Below are 17,764 nucleotides of genomic sequence, written 5' to 3' on the forward strand. Positions count from 1 at the left end.
TACGCGGCGTCATTTTCTGCACCGTCACGCCTATATGCCGACCTATCCTTCACTGGAGTTGCTATGACCGCTCGCCGACACCCGTTTTTCACCAGCGCCCGTGGCCGCCTGCTCTCCTTTAATCTATTGATGGGCGTGGTCACCCTGTTGGTGAGCGGCGTGGCGGTGTTCGGCTTTCACCACGCCAGCCAGCTGCAGGAGCAGGTGCAGCGCCAGACTCTCAACGACATGCGCGGCAGTATGGATCTGGCGCGGGACACGGCGAATGTCGCCACGGCGGCGGTGCGCCTGTCGCAGGTGGTGGGGGCGCTGGAGTACAAAAGCGAAGCGGAACGGCTGCTGGCGACGCAGCAGGCGCTGAAGCACTCGCTGGCCCAGCTGGCGGCGGCCCCGCTGGCGCAGCAGGAGCAGGCGCGGGTGGCCAATATTATTCGACGCAGCAACGCGCTGCAGCAGAGCGTGGCGGAGATGCTGGAGCGCGGCCAGCGCCGCCATCTGCAGCGCAATGCGCTGCTGAGTTCGCTTTACCAGAATCAGAGCAATCTGCGCCATCTCGCCGATCTTAACGATCGCGGCGGGGATAAGGCGATCGATCCGCGCCGGCTGGCCGAGATGGACCGGCTGATCGTGGCCGCGATCCATACCGTTACGCCGCGGTCGATCGTTCTGCAGCTCGACCAGCTGCGCGGCGACCTGCCGGCAGGCAGCGCCGATCCCGCGCTGGCGTTTTTCCTGCCCGACGTCACCCGGGAACTGGCGACGCTGGCCCCGCTGTCGGCCCAGCTGGAGGAGAGCGACCTGACGATCAGCTGGTACATGTACCACATCAAAGCGCTGGTCGCGTTGCTTAACGAGGATATCAATCAGTACGTGACCCGGGTGGCGGAAGCCTCAGAGCAGCGGGCAGCGCAGAGCCATCGGGAGCTGCGCTCCATCAGCATGTTTATTCTGCTTTCCGCGCTGCTGGCGCTGGCGATCACCGGCTGCGCCGGGTGGTATATCTACCGTAACCTTGGCTCGAACCTGACCGCCATCTCCCTGGCGATGTCGCGGCTGGCTCAGGGGGAGCCGAACGTCTCGGTGCCGGCCCTGCAGCGGCGCGATGAGCTGGGCGAGCTGGCGCGAGCCTTTAACGTTTTCGCCCGCAATACGGCGTCGCTGGAGCACACCACCCGGCTGCTGAAAGAGAAGACCACCCAGATGGAGATCGATCGGATTAAGCGCCAGGAGCTGGAAGAGGCGCTGCTGCACAGCCAGAAGATGAAGGCCGTCGGCCAGTTGACCGGGGGGCTGGCGCATGACTTTAACAACCTGCTGGCGGTGATCATCGGCAGCCTCGAGCTGGTGGAACCGGACGCACGCGATGCGCCGCGCCTCTCCAGGGCGCTGAAGGCGGCGGAGCGTGGGGCGCTTCTGACTCAGCGGCTGCTGGCCTTTTCGCGCAAACAGGCGCTGCATCCCCAGGCGGTGGCGATGGCGCCGCTGCTGGAGAACCTCAGCGAGCTGATGCGTCACTCCCTGCCAGCGACCTTAAGTCTGGAGATTGAGGCGCAGTCGCCGGCGTGGCCGGCATGGATAGACGTTGGCCAGCTGGAAAACGCCCTGATCAATCTGGTGATGAACGCCCGCGACGCCATGGCCGGGCGCGACGGGGTTATCAAAATACGCACATGGAATCAGCGGGTCACCCGCAGCAGCGGTCAGCGGCAGGATATGGTGGCCCTGGAGGTGATCGATCATGGCAGCGGGATGTCGCAGGCGGTGAAAGCCCGGGTGTTTGAACCGTTCTTCACCACCAAAGCCACCGGCAGCGGCAGCGGTCTGGGACTGTCGATGGTGTATGGTTTTGTGCGCCAGTCGGGCGGCCGGGTGGCGCTGGAGAGCGCGCCGGGGCAGGGGACGACGGTGCGGCTGCAGCTGCCGCGGGCGATGACCGAGGTTGAGACGACGGTGGCGCCAGCGGAGGACGAGCCGCTGCCGGCGGGAGAACGGCTGGCGCTGGTGCTGGAAGATGAAGAAGATGTACGCCAGACGCTGTGTGAACAGCTGCATCAGTTGGGCTGGCTGACGCTGGAGACGCCGAGTGGCGAAGAGGCGCTGCAGCTGCTGGAGGCGTCGCCGGATATCGCTCTGTTGATTAGCGATCTGATGCTGCCCGGCGCGCTGAGCGGCGCCGACGTGATCCATACCGCCCGACGCCGCTTTCCGGCGCTGCCGGTGCTGCTGATCAGCGGCCAGGATTTGCGTCCGGCGCAGAATCCGGCCCTGCCGGAAGTAGAGTGGCTGCGTAAGCCGTTTACCCGCGCCCAGCTGGCGCAGGCGCTGAGCGCGGCGTACGCGAGGATTTGAGATTCCTCCGCTACTCGGGGGTTGTACGCTTGATTAAGGTAGCGGCAGGACTCTGACGAGATTGGCCCCGATGAAACGTTACGCAACCGCACTGCTCTTTTGCACCCTGTCGCTGACCAGCCTGGCCGCTCGCGCCGATATTATCGATGACGCGATCGGCAATATTCAGCAAGCCATTAACGACGCCTATAACCCGGGTAGCAACCGCTCCGATGACGACGACAGATACGATGATGATGGCCGGTATGATGACGGGCGCTATCAGGGGAGCCGTCAGCAGAGCCGCGACAGCCAGCGTCAGTATGACGATCGACAACGGCAACTGGACGATCGCCGCCGCCAGCTTGACGAACGCCAGCGCCAGCTCGATCAGGATCGTCGCCAGTTAGAAAGCGACCAGCGTCGTCTGGATGATAGCTACTGATCGCTCCGCAACGGACCTGCACTTAATCCAGCACGATTTCCATCCCGTCATATCCCGCTTCGAAACCTGTCGGCAGCGGGTTATCCATCATCCAGACATCTAACTGGTGGCTGATATGGGTGAGGATCACCCGCGGACAGCCAATCACCTGGTTAAGGTGGCGGACGGTGTTTAGATCGTTGTGGTTACGCGGGGTCTGCGCGCGCGGCTCATGACTGCAATCAATGATCATCGCCTGCGGGCGGTTGTTGAGTAAAAACTTCAGCGTCTTGTCCGGCAGCCCGGCGGTATCCGAGAGCCAGGCCACCCGGCTGTGGGCCGACTCCAGCAGATAACCGAAGGTGAGCTTCGAGTGGTTGAGCGGCAGGGGCGTTACCCGCAACCCCTGCAGGTCAAACACCACAAACGGCGTGACGGTATGGCTAAAATCGAGCAGGCCGGGGTGCTTGAGCAGATCGTCGCAGCCGGCGTCGTCCGGCGGGCCATAGACCGGGATCGACGCGCCGACTCCCCAGCGCAGCGGAAACAGCCCCTGCACATGATCCAGATGGTAGTGGGTCAGCAGCACCTGCTGAAAACTACCGGCGGGATGATGTTCCATCAGATCCGGTCGTCCGGCATCAAGCAGCGTCACGGCGCTGTTGAACGTGACCACGCCGCTACAGGGGCGGCGTCGGTGGCTCTCCTCGCGGCGGGCGCGGCGGCAGGCCGCGCAGTCGCAACCGAAGACGGGCACCAGCTGGGCGCCGCCGGTGCCGGTTAAACGGATTGTCAGGCTCATCGTGTCACCTTTCACTCATACCGGCTGATCCTCTACGCGTGCCACGTGGCTGCGCAGCAGGCGGAAGAAATCGTCAACCGATTGTCGAAGACTCCCGTCATTATTCAACGTCAGGCAATTGTCCGGCTTATAGCGCGCGGCGCGATCCAGACGCTGGGCGATTTCCAGTGCGTTTTCCCGGCCGCGCTGCTCCAGCCGCTGGCGGAGCACCGGCGGCGAGACGGCGAGACAGATCGGCACCAGCACCTCGCCGTAGCGTTCCCGGGCCAGCGCCAGGTGGGCGCGGGAGCCGTTGGCCACCACGTCAAAGCCAGCGTGCAGCCACAGGTCGATCTCCACGCCAATGCCATAGTAAGTATTGTTGGCGTGCCAGCTGAGAGCAAAAAGATGCTGCTCGGCGCGGGTAAAAAATTCATGTTCGCTGAGGGCGATATGATTCTCGCTGCCCGCGTTAAACGGGCGGGTAATGTAACGATGGGCCACCAGCAGCTGCGGGTGCTCGCGCTCGCGCAGCGCCGCCAGCAGGCTGTCTTTACCGGAGCCAGAGGGGCCCACCAGCCAAATCAGTTTTCCCGGCATTAAAAGACCCTCGTTCCCTGGCGCCAGACATGGTCGATGTGCACATGCTCGCCGCGACGGCGCGCCAGCACCAGGTCGGCGCGTTTCCCCTCGGCGATGACGCCGCGATCGTCAAGGCCCAGCGCCTGCGCCGGATGCTTGCTGACCAGACGGATCGCCTGCGCCAGGGTGAAGGCGTTATCCTCGGCGTCGGCGATGCGGAAAGCGGCATCCAGCAGGCTGGCGGGGTAATAGTCAGACGAGAGAATGTCCAGCAAACCACTGCTCGCCAGCTGGTGCGCCGCGATGTTGCCAGAGTGGGAACCGCCGCGCACGATATTGGGGGCGCCCATCAGGACGTGCATCCCATGCTGACGTGAAGCCTGCGCTGCGGCCAGCGTGGTGGGAAACTCGGCGATGACGCTACCTAACTGACTGGATTCGGCCACATGCGCCTCGGTGGCGTCGTCGTGGCTGGCAAGGGCGATACGACGGGCGCGGCACATGGCGGCGATGGTCTGACGATTCGGCTGCGACCAGGTGGCGGCCAGGGCCATCTGCTCGGCTTCAAAACGGTCCATTTCGTCGTGAGTGAGATGGTATTTGCCCTGATAGTAATCGCGGTACTTGCTGCGATCGGCGTACTGACGCTGGCCTGGCGAGTGGTCCATCAGAGAGACCATGCTCACCGACTCGCGGTCAATCAGCTTTTCAAACAGCGGCAGCGTGGTGTGATGCGGCAGCTCGCAGCGCAGGTGCAGGCGATGCTCGGCGCGGTTGAGGCCGCGCTTTTGCGTCTCTTCCACCGCATTGACCATCTTCTCCAGATTCTCAAGACGATCGCCGCCATCACGCACGTCGCCAATCGCCACGGCGTCGAGCACGGTGGTGATGCCGCTGGCGACCATCATGGCGTCATGGCTGCTCATCGCCGAGTGGGCCGGCCAGTCCACCTTCGGTCGCGGGGTAAAGAACTTGTCGAGGTTATCGGTATGCAGTTCGATAAGGCCCGGCAGCAGCCAGCCGCCTTCCCCATCCAGCGCCTGCGGCAGCCGACTCTGGCTTTCGGCGAAAGCGAGGATGCGACCGTGCTGGACTTCCAGTGAACCGTGGACCACGTCGTCGTCGAGAACCAGTTTTACGTTATTGATAATCATGCTGTCATTCCCATGGGGTGCAGTCGGTCGGCGACCTGACGGCGTACCCCTTCGTCATGGAAAATCCCCACGATGGCCGCGCCGCGCGCTTTGGCATCGTGGATCAGGTTGACCACGGCAGCACTGTTTTTGGCATCCAGTGAGGCGGTGGGCTCATCAAGGAGCAGAATCGGATAGTCGACCGCAAAGCCGCGGGCGATGTTGACCCGCTGCTGCTCGCCGCCTGAAAAGGTCGACGGCGCAAGGTGCCACAGGCGTTCCGGAACGTTGAGGCGGGTCAGGAGCTGGGCGGCTTTCGCGGCGCTCGCTTCACGCGGCGTCCCAAGGTCGAGCAGCGGCTGCATCACCACCTCCAGCGCTGAAATGCGCGGGATCACCCGCAGAAACTGGCTGACCCAGCCGATGGTGGTTTTGCGCACTTCCAGTACCTTGCGTGGGGTGGCGGTGACCAGATCCACCCATTCCTCGCCGTGGCGGATGTGGATATGGCCGCTGTCCGGCAGATAATTGGCATACAGCGAACGCAGCAACGTCGATTTGCCGCTGCCGGAGTGACCGTGGAGTACCACGCACTCCCCGGCGTTAACGGTCAGCGAGGCGTCGGCCAGCACCGGCAGGCGCACGCCGTGCTGCTGGTGCAGAACAAAGGTTTTATGGATGTTTTCAACGCGGATCATGTTAGCCCTCGCGGGGTTGGGTTGCCGGGTGGCGCTTCGCTTACCCGGCCTACGAATAACGCACCTGTAGGCCGGGTAAGGCGTAGCCGCCACCCGGCAAAACAGCATCAATTCTGCAACACCGACGACACCAGCAGCTGGGTGTAAGGGTGATGCGGATCGTCGAGCACCCGGTCGGTTAAGCCACTCTCGACTACCTGGCCCTGCTTCATCACCAGCAGACGGTTCGCCAGCAGACGGGCGACGCCGAGATCGTGGGTAACAATCACCACCGCGAGATTCAGCTCCACCGCCAGGCCGCGCAGCAGATCAAGCAGCCGCGCCTGCACGGACACATCCAGCCCGCCGGTGGGTTCATCCATAAACACCAGCTTCGGCTGGGTAACCAGATTGCGGGCGATCTGCAGACGCTGCTGCATGCCGCCGGAAAAGGTAGTGGGCAGGTCGTCGATGCGTGAGGGCGGGATCTCCACCTCCTGCAGCCACTTTTCGGCGGTGGCGCGAATGTTGCCGTAGTGGCGGGCGCCGGTGGCCATCAGCCGTTCGCCGATGTTGCCCCCGGCGGAGACCTGGCGACGCAGGCCGTCCATCGGGTGCTGATGCACCACGCCCCATTCGGTACGTAGCAGGCGGCGGCGTTCGGCTTCGCTCATGGCATACAGCGAGCGCTGCTGGTACAGCACCTCGCCCTGCTGCGGCGTCAGGCGGGCAGAGATCGCCTTCAGCAGGGTGGTTTTACCGGAGCCGGACTCCCCGACGATGCCGAGTACTTCTCCCGGCCACAGTTCAAAGGAGACATCGCGAAAACCTTTGTCCGGGGCGTAGAGATGGGTCAGGTTATTCACAGCAAGTAATGGCTGGCTCATTTTTTCTGCCCCTCGCTCTGCTGGCGGCAATAGTCGGTATCGGAGCAGACAAACATCCGCTGGCCGCTGTCATCCAGTACCACTTCGTCGAGGTAGCTGTGGCGCGAGCCGCAGATGGCGCAGGGCTCATCCCACTCCTGCACGGTAAATGGATGGTCGTCGAAATCGAGACTTTCCACCGGGGTATAGGGCGGCACCGCGTAGATCCGCTTTTCGCGCCCGGCGCCGAACAGCTGCAGCGCCGGCATCATGTGCATTTTCGGGTTATCGAATTTCGGGATCGGCGAAGGGTCCATCACGTAGCGGCCATTGACCTTCACCGGGTAGGCGTAGGTGGTGGCGATATGGCCGAAGCGGGCGATATCTTCATACAGTTTCACCTGCATGACGCCGTACTCTTCCAGCGCGTGCATGGTGCGGGTTTCGGTTTCGCGCGGCTCGATAAAGCGCAGCGGCTCCGGGATCGGCACTTGATAGATCAGGATCTGATCCTCCACCAGCGGCGTCTCCGGGATCCGGTGGCGGGTCTGGATCAGGGTGGCGTCTTCGGTACGCTCGGTGGTGGCGACGCCGGTGACGCGCTTAAAGAACTGACGAATCGACACCGCGTTGGTGGTGTCATCCGCGCCCTGGTCAATCACCTTCAGCACGTCGTTCTCGCCGATGACGCTGGCGGTCAGCTGGATGCCGCCGGTGCCCCAGCCGTAGGGCATTGGCATTTCGCGACCGCCGAACGGCACCTGGTAGCCGGGAATGGCCACCGCTTTGAGGATCGCCCGGCGGATCATGCGCTTGGTTTGCTCGTCGAGATAAGCAAAGTTATAGCCAGTCAGTGGGTTAGCCACGTTCGTTCTCCCGTTGCAGGCGTTTCAACAGCGCCAGTTCGGCCTGGAAATCGACATAGTGCGGTAGTTTCAGATGCGAGACGAAGCCGGCCGCTTCGACGTTATCGGCATGGGCCAGCACAAACTCTTCATCCTGAGCCGGGCCAGCAATCTCTTCGTCATAGTCTGGCGCCTGCAGGGCGCGGTCGACGAGGGCCATGGCCATTGCTTTGCGCTCGCTCATGCCGAAGGTCAGACCGTAGCCGCGGGTGAAGTGCGGCGGCTCATCCTGCGGGGCGACGAAGCCGTTGACCATTTCGCATTCGGTGAGCAGCAGCTCGCCAATATTGACGCTAAAGCCCAGCTCTTCCGGCACGATTTCCACCTGCACGTAGCCGCTGCGGATCTCGCCGGCAAACGGATGGTTGCGGCCATAGCCGCGCTGGGTCGAATAGGCCAGCGCCAGCAGGTAACCTTCATCGCCGCGCATCAGCTGCTGCAGGCGCGAGGAACGCGAGCAGGGGTAGACCGGCGGGGTGCGGGTGATATCGTCGGGCGGCGTGCCGCGATCTTCCTCGGCCTTCGCCAGCCCCTGCTGCGTGAGCAGGCTAAAGACGTGCGGCGTCGGCTCTGCTTCGCCATCGGCTTGCTGCACAGACGGCGCTTCGCCGTTGGCCAGCAGGGTAAAATCGAGCAGGCGATGGGTGTAGTCGTAGGTGGGGCCTAGCAGCTGGCCGCCGGGAATGTCTTTGTACACTGCGGAGATGCGGCGTTCGAGGCGCATCTCCGCAGTGTTAATCGGTTCGCTGACCGCCAGCCGCGGCAGGGTGGTGCGGTAGGCGCGCAGCAGGAAGATCGCTTCGACGTTATCACCGCTGGCCTGCTTGAGCGCCAGCGCCGCCAGTTCGCGGTCGGCGATGCCGCCCTCGGTCATCACCCGGTCCACCGCCAGGTTGAGCTGGTCGCCTATCTGATCAACGCTCAGTTCGGGAAGCCGTCCATCGCCCCGCCGTTTCTGTTCCTGTAAGGCGTGAGCGGCGAGGATCGCCTTCTCGCCGCCCTTGACGGCTACATACATTTAGCAAACCTCCACGTGGGTGGTGCGCGGGATCGCCAGCAGGCGCTCGCCGCAGGTGAGGATCAGGTCGATGCCCAGCGGGAACGGATGCGGGCGTTCAGTTAATTCGTCGATGATGCAGTCCGGCAGCTGCGGCGCAATCATTCGCTCTTCGGCAATGCCTGCCCCGGTCAGGCGCAGCATGCGTCCGCCGCTGAGGCTGGCGAGCTGAACAATCAGCGTGACGCCGGTTTCCGGAGCAGTGACGGTGCCAGCGGAAAGGACGTTGAGCTGCTCGGCGCTGATGCCGTCATTGGCGACGGCAAAAACCGCCTGCTGCGGCTGATCCACCAGCGGCGCGCCGGTATGAAAGCGCAGATTCTGTCCCACCAGATCGTTATGCAGAGCGCTGGCGAGCCAGACCGGCGTTTCATGATCGGCAAGGGTCAACAGCAGGCTGGTGGAGGCCACGTTCAATGGCTGCCAGCCGTGCTGAAGCTGCTGCAGGGAGACAATCACCCCCGGCTCGCTCATCGCTTTCAGCAGGCGACGAAAACTGTGTTGGGCATCCTGCACAGCCAGGGTAAAAGCGGGTTGTAAGGTCATGCGTTATCTCCGCGAACCAGGGTAAAGAAGTCGACCCGGCTGGCGTTGACTTCGGCGCGTCGGGCTTCAATGCGCGCGCTGCGTAGCGCTTCCAGCGGGGTTATCAGGGTTTCCATTAACGTATGAAAATGGCGAGGCGACTGCAGCAGGGCGTCGATGGCCGCGCAGCGTTCGGCATGCGGGCGGTCGCGGCCTAAGATCCAGCTGTAGCCGAGCGTCCCGTCGGCCAGACGTACCGCCGCGCGGGTGAGCGTGGCGTCGCCGGCAAAGAAACGGTCGCCGATGCCACCCATGCGGGCCTGGAGCTGTACCAGCCCGGTTTCCGGGGTGCGAATCAATTCATACGCCGGCGCCAGCTGCAGGGACTGCATGCGCGCCAGAAGATCTTGCGGTTCACTGTGGGCCAGCACGGACATCCAGCGCTGGCGGGTGGCGGTATCGAAGTGCATTCAGTGCTCCATGGTAAATTCAATCATGTCGGCGCGGGTCAGGCTGACGGAGTATTCGATGGGGGTCTGCTCGCCCTGGCGGCTGTTGAGGGTGCGTACGCAGAGCAGCGGCGCCATGTTGGGGATCTCCAGCAGCTTGCTCTCTTTCGCCTGCGCGCGGCGGGCGCTGATTTTGGTGCGTGCCCGGGTCAGTTTGACGTCGAGCTCATCGCGCAGCAGGTCGTGCAGCGATCCGTGGCTAAAGGTTTGCAATACCGGCCAGAAACGCAGGTCGGCGAAGTAGTGGTCGATCAGGCACAGGGCGACGCCATTGACCCGGCGCAGGGTGCGCAGGTGGATGACGTTCTCGCCCTCATTGATGCCAAAGGCCTCGGCAACATGCGCGCTGGCGGGGCGCAGCACCGACAGCAGCTTTTCGCTGGTGGGATCGCTGCCCTGTTCCAGCAGGTTCTGGCTGAACCGCGCCTGAGCATTAAGCGGGTAATCGATCGGCCGCATCAGCACCAGCACGCCGACGCCCTGACGGCGCTGGACCCAGCCGCGTTCAACCAGCTGGTCGATAGCCCGGCGCAGGGTATGGCGGTTAACGTCAAAGCGCGTCGCCAGCTGCTGTTCGGCGGGCAGATAGTCGCCGCAGCGATAGTGGTGGCGCAGCTCCTGCTCAAGTCGGGCGGCGATTTCCTGATAGCGCGTGGGATAACTGGTCGGATGTCTGGACAGGTGCATAGTCATCAAGCCTCACACAGCATAGGCGAGGAGGTCCCTCGCGTTGTGGGCCGATCCTGACCGGTTTATGTTGCATTTCGGTTAAGTGATGATGACCAAAGGATGAAGAGTTGGTGCCAGACGGATGACAGGGCGGCCGGGCCGCCCTGGCGGGGTCAGCCTTGTTTGACCACGTTGATCATCCAGGGGACGCCAAAGCGGTCGACGACTTTGCCGAAGCCGTGGGCCCAGAACGTTTCCTGCCAGGCCATCTCAATGCGCCCGCCGACGGCCAGTGCGTCGAACCAGCGCTGGCCTTCAGCGACATCGCTGGGATCGAGGACGAGGGTGAAGCCGGCGTAATGCACATCGGGCCCGAAGGCGCTGTCGCTCAGCATCAGCTCGCCATTATTGATGCGCAGGCTGGCGTGGGCGATGGCATCATCTGCCATCTTCTGGCCAGACGGGCAGCCGTCTGACGCTTCTTGCGCCGGGGGCGGCATTTCGCCAAAGGTCATTTTAAACATCAGCTCCGCGCCCAGCGTCTGCTGATAGAAGGCGATTGCCTCGGCGCAGTTGCCTGCAAAGGCAAGGTAGGGACTTAAGGACATGGTGAATACCTCAGTGACCGTAACCCGTAAAGCGTAGTCGCCGGGGACGCTGTTGAGCCAGACGGCAGCGCGAAAATGTGTAGCGGCATAGCGGCGAAATGGTCAGTGAAAATAGCGGGGACTGAGGCGGAAAATAACAGGTTGCACAGGGAGCGGGTGGGGCACGATGATATCGGGAGCGGCGACGGTGGTGCAGGAAAATAATGACGCCGACCTCCCGGAAATAAATCAGTTCTTTTTGACGAATTCCGACTTGAGCTTCATCGGACCAAAACCGTCAATTTTGCAGTCAATATTGTGATCGCCTTCGACCAGACGGATATTCTTCACTTTGGTGCCGATTTTCAGCATCGAAGAGCTGCCTTTTACCTTCAGATCTTTCACGACGGTAACGCTATCGCCATCGGCCAGTAAATTGCCATTGGCATCTTTAACGATCAGAACGTCGCTCTCTTCTGTCGCCTCGGCAGGGTTCCACTCATGGGCACATTCCGGGCAGATGTACATGCCGTTATCTTCATAAGTGTAAGTCGAATCGCATTTTGGGCAGTGTGGCAGTTGCATGACGTTCCTCGTGATGTCGTCGGAAAACAGGACGTTGGTCCTCTAAACAGCGGCTGATAGCCGAAAGTGTGGCTGATTATAGCGCAATCACCCACTTTTGTCGGGTGTTTTTTTAGTAAAAATTACCCATCACACTATTCGGGTGAAAGCAGAATAACCGCCAAAATTATCCGCCAGAGGATAAGGGGGAGTGCGGAAATAATTTTTGCGAGCAGCCAGTAAAATGAACTTATTTATTTTCGGACACTCTGTAATAAGGCGGTAAATTTATGTGAAGTTGATCGCAGATATAAACGCTGTTAGGGTAAAAAAGGGGAGCAGGTCAATTTCATCAGGTATCACGATCGGCCGCTCTATTTATTCACCAGTAGCCAGAGCAGGCGTCAACAGGTTCGGTTGTACATTCTGTCAGCAGACAGTGCAGGCAAACCTGCTACGCTTGAAATGAGGAGCACAGCAATTCACCGCTCCTGACGCACGATACGAATGGCCTTGTCATTCGGCGATGATGCGTGTACTCAAGGCGGAGTAGCAGAGGAAAAATATGCTTAAAAGGAAAAAAATAAAGCCCATCACCCTTAAGGATGTGACCATCATCGATGATGGTAAACTGAAAAAGGCGATCACCGCGGCCTCCCTGGGTAACGCGATGGAGTGGTTCGATTTCGGCGTCTATGGCTTTGTGGCCTACGCCTTAGGTAAAGTCTTCTTCCCCGATGCCAACCCAAGCGTGCAGATGATTGCCGCACTGGGTACCTTCTCCGTTCCATTTTTAATTCGTCCGTTAGGCGGCCTGTTTTTCGGGATGCTGGGCGATAAATATGGTCGGCAGAAAATCCTCGCAATAACCATCGTGATCATGTCGATAAGTACTTTCTGTATCGGCCTGATTCCGTCGTATGCCACGATAGGCATCTGGGCGCCGATCCTGCTGCTGCTGTGTAAAATGGCGCAAGGCTTCTCGGTCGGCGGTGAATATACCGGGGCATCGATCTTCGTCGCGGAATATTCTCCTGACCGTAAACGCGGCTTTATGGGCAGCTGGCTGGACTTTGGCTCCATCGCCGGGTTTGTGATGGGGGCCGGCGTGGTGGTTCTCATCTCCAGCGTGGTGGGGGAACAGAACTTTCTCGACTGGGGTTGGCGTATCCCGTTCTTCCTGGCGCTGCCGTTAGGCATCATCGGTCTCTATCTGCGCCATGCGCTGGAAGAGACCCCGGCGTTCCAGCAGCATGTGGACACCATGGAGCAGGGCGACCGTGAAGGACTGCAGGACGGGCCGAAGGTCTCTTTTAAAGAGATTGCCACCAAGCACTGGCGTAGCCTGCTGACCTGTATTGGTCTGGTGATTTCCACCAACGTGACCTATTACATGCTGCTGACCTATATGCCGAGCTACCTGTCGCATAACCTGCACTACTCGGAAGATCATGGGGTGCTGATCATCATCGCCATCATGGTCGGGATGCTGTTTGTGCAGCCGGTTATCGGTATGCTCAGCGACCGCTTTGGCCGTCGTCCGTTCATCCTGATTGGTAGCGTGGCGCTGTTTGCCCTGGCGATCCCGGCCTTCATTATGATTAACAGCAACGTGATTGGCCTGATTTTCGCTGGTCTGCTGCTGCTGGCGGTCGTGCTGAACTGCTTTATCGGGGTGATGGCCTCCTCGTTGCCGGCGATGTTCCCGACGCACATCCGCTTCAGCGCCCTGGCCAGCGCCTTTAACATCTCGGTGCTGGTTGCTGGTCTGACGCCAACCCTGGCGGCGTGGCTGGTGGAAACCACTCAGAACCTGATGATGCCGGCGTACTACCTGATGGTCATCGCGGTGGTGGGGATGGCGACGGGTCTGTCGATGAAAGAGACGGCTAACCGCCCGCTGAAAGGGGCGACCCCGGCGGCGTCGGATATCCAGGAAGCGAAAGAAATCCTTGGCGAGCACTACGATAACATCGAACAAAAAATCGAAGATATCGATCAGGAGATCGCCGATCTGCAGGCAAAACGGTCGCGTCTGGTGCAGCAGCATCCGCGTATCAACGACTAACCGTTTTCACTGTTAATCATGCCGCCTGGGGAGACCCCGGCGGCATTTTTTATGCCTCCGGCAAGGCCAGCCCGTGACGTCGCTGCTGGCTAAGTTTACGGTACTGCTGCGGCGGCATGCCCACGTAGCGGGTAAAGGTGCTGTAGAAGCGGCTGCTTGAGCGAAAACCGGCGGTAAGGGCAATATCCAGGATGGTCTTGTCGGTATCGCTCAGCAGCGCCCGCACATGATTGATCCGCATGGCGGTAATATACTGCTTCATGGTCTGCTGCATCACCCGCTGAAAGACCCCCATCGCGTAGTTCGGGTTAAGCTTCACGTGCTCGGCAACGGCATTGACGGTCAGCGCCTGGTCATAGTGGGCGGCGATAAACTCCAGCATCTGGCTGACATAAAACTGCGCGTGGCGCGAGACGCTATTCTTGTGGGTGCGCGAGGTTTTGTTGACCAGAATCGGCTGCCAGCCGGAGAGGCTCAGCCGCTTGAGCATCAGGGCGATTTCATCGATCGCCAGCTGGCGAATCTGTTCATTGTCGTGGTTCAGCTCCTGCTGCCAGCGGCGCACTTCAAAGGCGCTTAACTGCTGCGCGGCGAGGGACTTAATTACCATTCCATGGGTGACGTGGTTGATAAGCTCCCGGTCCAGCGGCCATGAGAGAAACAGATGCATCGGCAGGTTGAATATCGCCATCTGCTGGCAATCGCCGGGGCGGGTCAGCTGATGCGGCGTACAGGCCCAGAACAGGGTGATATAGCCTTTCTCAATGCGCACCACTTCGTTATTAATCAAATACTCCACGTCGCCATCGAACGGCACGTTGACCTCCACCTGGCCGTGCCAGTGGCTGGTGGGCATGGCGTGCGGCGGGCGCAGTTCGATATCCATACGCTGATACTCGGAGTAGAGCGCCAGCGGGCTGCGGCTCTGCTTTTCGTCGCTGCTGCACATAAAGGGATCGGGGGGCAGGGAAGTAAAGCGGTGTTCCATGATTAACGTATTCCTGGATTGTCAGAGTGGCTGCATTTTTCGCCAGAACTGACTACAGCTTAGCGGAATAACCGGCCCGTTTTCTCTACTTTTAAGTCGATCTATTGCCAAAAACTCAGATTTTGTGGCGCTTAATGGCCGATCTGAGTTTACGGGAATGCTCCGGCGGGAACAGGGCAGCGTAACGCTGAACGACGTGCCACTCTGCAAGTGTTCAATGACCTGATGGAGAGTGCGTGATGACCGCCCCAAAAATTACTTTTATCGGCGCCGGTTCGACGGTGTTCGTCAAAAATATTCTCGGTGATGTTTTCCAGCGCCCGGCGCTGAAATCGGCGCATATCGCGCTGATGGATATCGATGAAACCCGGCTGGAAGAGTCGCATATCGTGGTGCGCAAGCTGATGGATTCGGTGGGCGCGAACGGCGAAATCAGCTGCCATCGCGATCGTAAAACCGCCCTGCAGGGCGCCGATTTCGTTGTGGTCGCTTTCCAGATTGGCGGCTATGAGCCCTGTACGGTCACCGATTTTGCCGTCTGCAAGCGCCACGGCCTGGAGCAGACCATTGCCGATACGCTGGGGCCGGGAGGCATTATGCGCGCGCTGCGCACCATCCCCCACCTGTGGGCTATCTGCGACGATATGACCGAGGTCTGCCCGGACGCCACCCTGCTTAACTATGTCAACCCGATGGCGATGAATACCTGGGCCATGTATGCCCGCTACCCGCATATCAAGCAGGTTGGCCTCTGCCATTCGGTACAGGGGACGGCGGAAGAGCTTGCGCGCGACCTCGATCTCGATCCGGCGGATTTACGCTACCGCTGCGCGGGAATCAACCATATGGCGTTCTATCTGTCGCTGGAGAAAAAGCTCGCTGACGGCAGCTACGTCAGTCTCTATCCCGACCTGCTGCAGGCCTACGCCGAGGGCCGGGCGCCGAAGCCTAACCTGCACGGCAACCCGCGCTGCGAAAACATCGTCCGCTACGAAATGTTCAAAAAGCTGGGCTACTTTGTCACCGAATCGTCGGAGCATTTCGCGGAATATACGCCATGGTTTATCAAGCCGGGCCGCGATGACCTTATCGCTCACTATAAAGTGCCGCTGGATGAATACCCTAAACGCTGCGTCGAGCAGCTGGCCAACTGGCATCAGGAGCTGGAGAGCTATCAGCGCGGCGAGCGCATAGAGGTGAAACCATCCCGCGAGTATGCCAGCACCATCATGAACGCCATCTGGACCGGCGAGCCAAGCGTGGTGTACGGCAATGTGCGCAACGATAATCTCATCGACAACCTGCCGCAGGGTTGCTGCGTGGAAGTGGCTTGCCTGGTGGACGCCAACGGTATTCAGCCGACCAAAGTGGGCGCGCTGCCGGCGCATCTGGCGGCGCTGATGCAGACCAACATCAACGTACAAACGCTGCTGACGCAGGCGATCCTCAACGAAGACCGGGATTACGTCTATTACGCCACGATGATGGATCCGCACACCGCCGCGGTGCTGGGGATCGAAGAGATCTACGCGCTGGTGGACGATCTGATCGCCAGCCACGGCGACTGGCTGCCGGCCTGGCTGCACCGTTAATCCTCTCATGCCGCCGGGGGCAACGAACCCGGCGGTGCCTGTCACGCTCTATCAAACGCTGAAGGAGGCGCTGGCGACAGCGACCTGTACCCTATGAGTATTTCAATGACAACAAAGCTCAGCTACGGATTTGGTGCCTTTGGTAAAGATTTCGCTATCGGTATCGTCTACATGTATCTGATGTATTACTACACCGATATTGTTGGCCTGTCGGTTGGGGTGGTCGGCACCTTGTTCCTGGTGGCAAGGATCCTCGATGCGATAGCCGATCCGATCATGGGATGGATCGTCAACTGCACGCGATCGCGATGGGGGAAGTTCAAACCGTGGATCCTGATCGGCACGATAACCAACTCGGTGGTGCTGTATATGCTGTTCAGCGCCCATCACTTCAGCGGCGGGGCCCTACTGGCGTGGGTGTGGCTGACCTATCTGCTGTGGGGCTTCACCTATACCATCATGGATGTGCCGTTCTGGTCGCTGGTGCCGACCATTACCCTCGATAAACGTGAACGTGAACAACTGGTGCCTTACCCGCGCTTTTTCGCCAGCCTTGCTGGGTTTGTGACGGCCGGCGTCACGCTGCCGTTTGTCAGCGCCGTGGGCGGCGCCGACCGCGGTTTCGGTTTCCAGATGTTTACCCTGGTGCTGATTGCCTTCTTTGTGATTTCCACCCTGGTCACCCTGCGTAACGTGCATGAGGTTTACTCCTCGGATAGCGGCGTGAGCGAGGATTCCAGCCATCTTTCACTGCGCCAGATGGTGGCGCTCATCTATAAAAACGATCAGCTGGCCTGCCTGTTAGGCATGGCGCTGGCCTATAACACGGCGGCGAACATTATCGCTGGCTTTGCCATTTACTACTTTACCTACGTGATTGGCAGCGCGGAGATGTTCCCGTATTACATGTCCTACGCGGGGGCGGCGAATTTGCTGACGCTGATCCTGTTCCCACGACTGGTGAAAGGGCTGTCGCGGCGCATTCTGTGGGCGGGTGCTTCGATCATGCCCGTGCTGGGCTGCGGCGTGCTGTTGCTGATGGCGCTGAGCGGCGTTTACAACATCGCGCTGATTTCGCTGGCCGGGGTGCTGTTGAATATCGGCACCGCGCTGTTCTGGGTGCTGCAGGTTATTATGGTGGCCGATACCGTCGACTACGGCGAATATACGATGAATATCCGCTGCGAAAGCATCGCCTACTCGGTACAGACGCTGGTGGTGAAAGCGGGCTCGGCGTTTGCGGCCTGGTTTATTGCCATCGTGCTCGGTATCATCGGCTACGTGCCGAATGTTGTGCAGTCATCTCACACGCTGCTGGGGATGCAGGCGATTATGATTGCGCTGCCGACGCTCTTTTTCGCCCTGACGCTGTTTCTCTATTTCCGTTATTACAAACTGAATGGCGATATGTTGCGCCGTATTCAGATTCACCTGCTGGATAAATATCGCCGGGTACCGGAAAATGTCGTCGAGCCGGAACGGCCGATTGTGGTACCCAACCAGGTGTAA

At 60.4% G+C, this 17,764-nt stretch carries 18 protein-coding genes; 5 read left to right on the top strand and 13 right to left on the bottom strand.

The genetic code is table 11. The annotated features are described in order from the left end of the window. Positions 1 to 63: 63 nt before the first annotated feature. Together SPE70_RS01475 and yjdP are read left to right on the top strand one after the other, a co-directional pair. Entirely contained in the window at positions 64 to 2,349 is a 2,286-nt protein-coding gene (locus SPE70_RS01475) for an ATP-binding protein (RefSeq protein WP_023296905.1), read from the top strand. Between the two features lie 70 nt (positions 2,350 to 2,419). Continuing rightward, positions 2,420 to 2,773, top strand: coding sequence for a DDRRRQL repeat protein YjdP (gene yjdP, locus SPE70_RS01480; protein ID WP_012543151.1), 354 nt, complete (start codon positions 2,420 to 2,422; stop codon positions 2,771 to 2,773). A 22-nt stretch (positions 2,774 to 2,795) separates the two neighbouring features. Here yjdP and phnP read toward each other — a convergent pair whose 3' ends face one another. The 12 genes from phnP to SPE70_RS01540 form a co-directional block, all read right to left on the bottom strand. After that, the gene (phnP, locus tag SPE70_RS01485; protein ID WP_008807250.1) at positions 2,796 to 3,554 is read right to left on the bottom strand and encodes a phosphonate metabolism protein PhnP; all 759 of its coding nucleotides are present in this window, start codon (positions 3,552 to 3,554) and stop codon (positions 2,796 to 2,798) included. A 15-nt stretch (positions 3,555 to 3,569) separates the two neighbouring features. Then, positions 3,570 to 4,133 carry a ribose 1,5-bisphosphokinase gene (gene phnN, locus SPE70_RS01490; RefSeq protein WP_012543150.1) on the bottom strand — a complete coding sequence of 188 codons (564 nt, stop codon included), beginning with the start codon at positions 4,131 to 4,133 and terminating at the stop codon, positions 3,570 to 3,572. Further along, positions 4,133 to 5,269 (bottom strand): alpha-D-ribose 1-methylphosphonate 5-triphosphate diphosphatase, encoded by a 1,137-nt coding sequence (gene phnM / locus SPE70_RS01495; RefSeq protein WP_008807248.1) that lies wholly within the window; start codon positions 5,267 to 5,269, stop codon positions 4,133 to 4,135. The genes phnN and phnM overlap by 1 nt, the downstream gene beginning before the upstream one ends. Further along, positions 5,266 to 5,946: a phosphonate C-P lyase system protein PhnL gene (gene phnL, locus SPE70_RS01500; protein ID WP_008807247.1), complete on the bottom strand. Its 681-nt coding sequence runs from the start codon at positions 5,944 to 5,946 to the stop codon at positions 5,266 to 5,268. The genes phnM and phnL overlap by 4 nt, the downstream gene beginning before the upstream one ends. Before the next feature lie 107 nt (positions 5,947 to 6,053). Beyond that, a complete protein-coding gene (phnK, locus tag SPE70_RS01505) occupies positions 6,054 to 6,812 on the bottom strand; it encodes a phosphonate C-P lyase system protein PhnK (protein ID WP_012543148.1) in 759 nt (252 codons plus the stop codon). Then, entirely contained in the window at positions 6,809 to 7,657 is an 849-nt protein-coding gene (locus tag SPE70_RS01510) for an alpha-D-ribose 1-methylphosphonate 5-phosphate C-P-lyase PhnJ (protein WP_002885202.1), read from the bottom strand. Before SPE70_RS01510 ends, phnK begins: the two co-directional genes overlap by 4 nt. Next, the gene (locus tag SPE70_RS01515; RefSeq protein WP_008807245.1) at positions 7,650 to 8,714 is read right to left on the bottom strand and encodes a carbon-phosphorus lyase complex subunit; all 1,065 of its coding nucleotides are present in this window, start codon (positions 8,712 to 8,714) and stop codon (positions 7,650 to 7,652) included. The genes SPE70_RS01510 and SPE70_RS01515 overlap by 8 nt, the downstream gene beginning before the upstream one ends. Beyond that, complete coding sequence (gene phnH / locus SPE70_RS01520; protein WP_008807244.1) at positions 8,715 to 9,299, bottom strand: phosphonate C-P lyase system protein PhnH; 585 nt, start codon at positions 9,297 to 9,299, stop codon at positions 8,715 to 8,717. Next, positions 9,296 to 9,748 (bottom strand): phosphonate C-P lyase system protein PhnG, encoded by a 453-nt coding sequence (gene phnG / locus SPE70_RS01525; protein WP_008807243.1) that lies wholly within the window; start codon positions 9,746 to 9,748, stop codon positions 9,296 to 9,298. The genes phnH and phnG overlap by 4 nt, the downstream gene beginning before the upstream one ends. Continuing rightward, on the bottom strand, positions 9,749 to 10,474 hold the full coding sequence (gene phnF, locus SPE70_RS01530; protein ID WP_012543146.1) for a phosphonate metabolism transcriptional regulator PhnF: 726 nt from the start codon (positions 10,472 to 10,474) through the stop codon (positions 9,749 to 9,751). 155 nt (positions 10,475 to 10,629) lie between these two features. Then, the gene (gene yjdN / locus SPE70_RS01535) at positions 10,630 to 11,064 is read right to left on the bottom strand and encodes a VOC family metalloprotein YjdN (RefSeq protein WP_002885221.1); all 435 of its coding nucleotides are present in this window, start codon (positions 11,062 to 11,064) and stop codon (positions 10,630 to 10,632) included. A gap of 228 nt (positions 11,065 to 11,292) precedes the next feature. After that, positions 11,293 to 11,628: a zinc ribbon domain-containing protein YjdM gene (locus SPE70_RS01540; RefSeq protein WP_008807241.1), complete on the bottom strand. Its 336-nt coding sequence runs from the start codon at positions 11,626 to 11,628 to the stop codon at positions 11,293 to 11,295. A 544-nt stretch (positions 11,629 to 12,172) separates the two neighbouring features. On the opposite strand from SPE70_RS01540, the gene proP reads away from it, so the two are divergent. Beyond that, the gene (proP, locus tag SPE70_RS01545; protein ID WP_008807240.1) at positions 12,173 to 13,675 is read left to right on the top strand and encodes a glycine betaine/L-proline transporter ProP; all 1,503 of its coding nucleotides are present in this window, start codon (positions 12,173 to 12,175) and stop codon (positions 13,673 to 13,675) included. Between the two features lie 49 nt (positions 13,676 to 13,724). Here proP and melR read toward each other — a convergent pair whose 3' ends face one another. Next, the gene (melR, locus tag SPE70_RS01550; RefSeq protein ID WP_008807239.1) at positions 13,725 to 14,663 is read right to left on the bottom strand and encodes a transcriptional regulator MelR; all 939 of its coding nucleotides are present in this window, start codon (positions 14,661 to 14,663) and stop codon (positions 13,725 to 13,727) included. A gap of 239 nt (positions 14,664 to 14,902) precedes the next feature. Between melR and SPE70_RS01555 the strand changes: the two genes are divergently transcribed. Together SPE70_RS01555 and melB are read left to right on the top strand one after the other, a co-directional pair. Continuing rightward, entirely contained in the window at positions 14,903 to 16,255 is a 1,353-nt protein-coding gene (locus tag SPE70_RS01555; RefSeq protein WP_050887558.1) for an alpha-glucosidase/alpha-galactosidase, read from the top strand. 93 nt (positions 16,256 to 16,348) lie between these two features. Then, positions 16,349 to 17,764: a melibiose:sodium transporter MelB gene (gene melB, locus SPE70_RS01560; protein ID WP_008807237.1), complete on the top strand. Its 1,416-nt coding sequence runs from the start codon at positions 16,349 to 16,351 to the stop codon at positions 17,762 to 17,764.

The sequence above is a fragment of the Klebsiella sp. ZJOU C1 genome (assembly GCF_035620215.1).
GTDB classification, from domain to species: domain Bacteria; phylum Pseudomonadota; class Gammaproteobacteria; order Enterobacterales; family Enterobacteriaceae; genus Klebsiella; species Klebsiella variicola.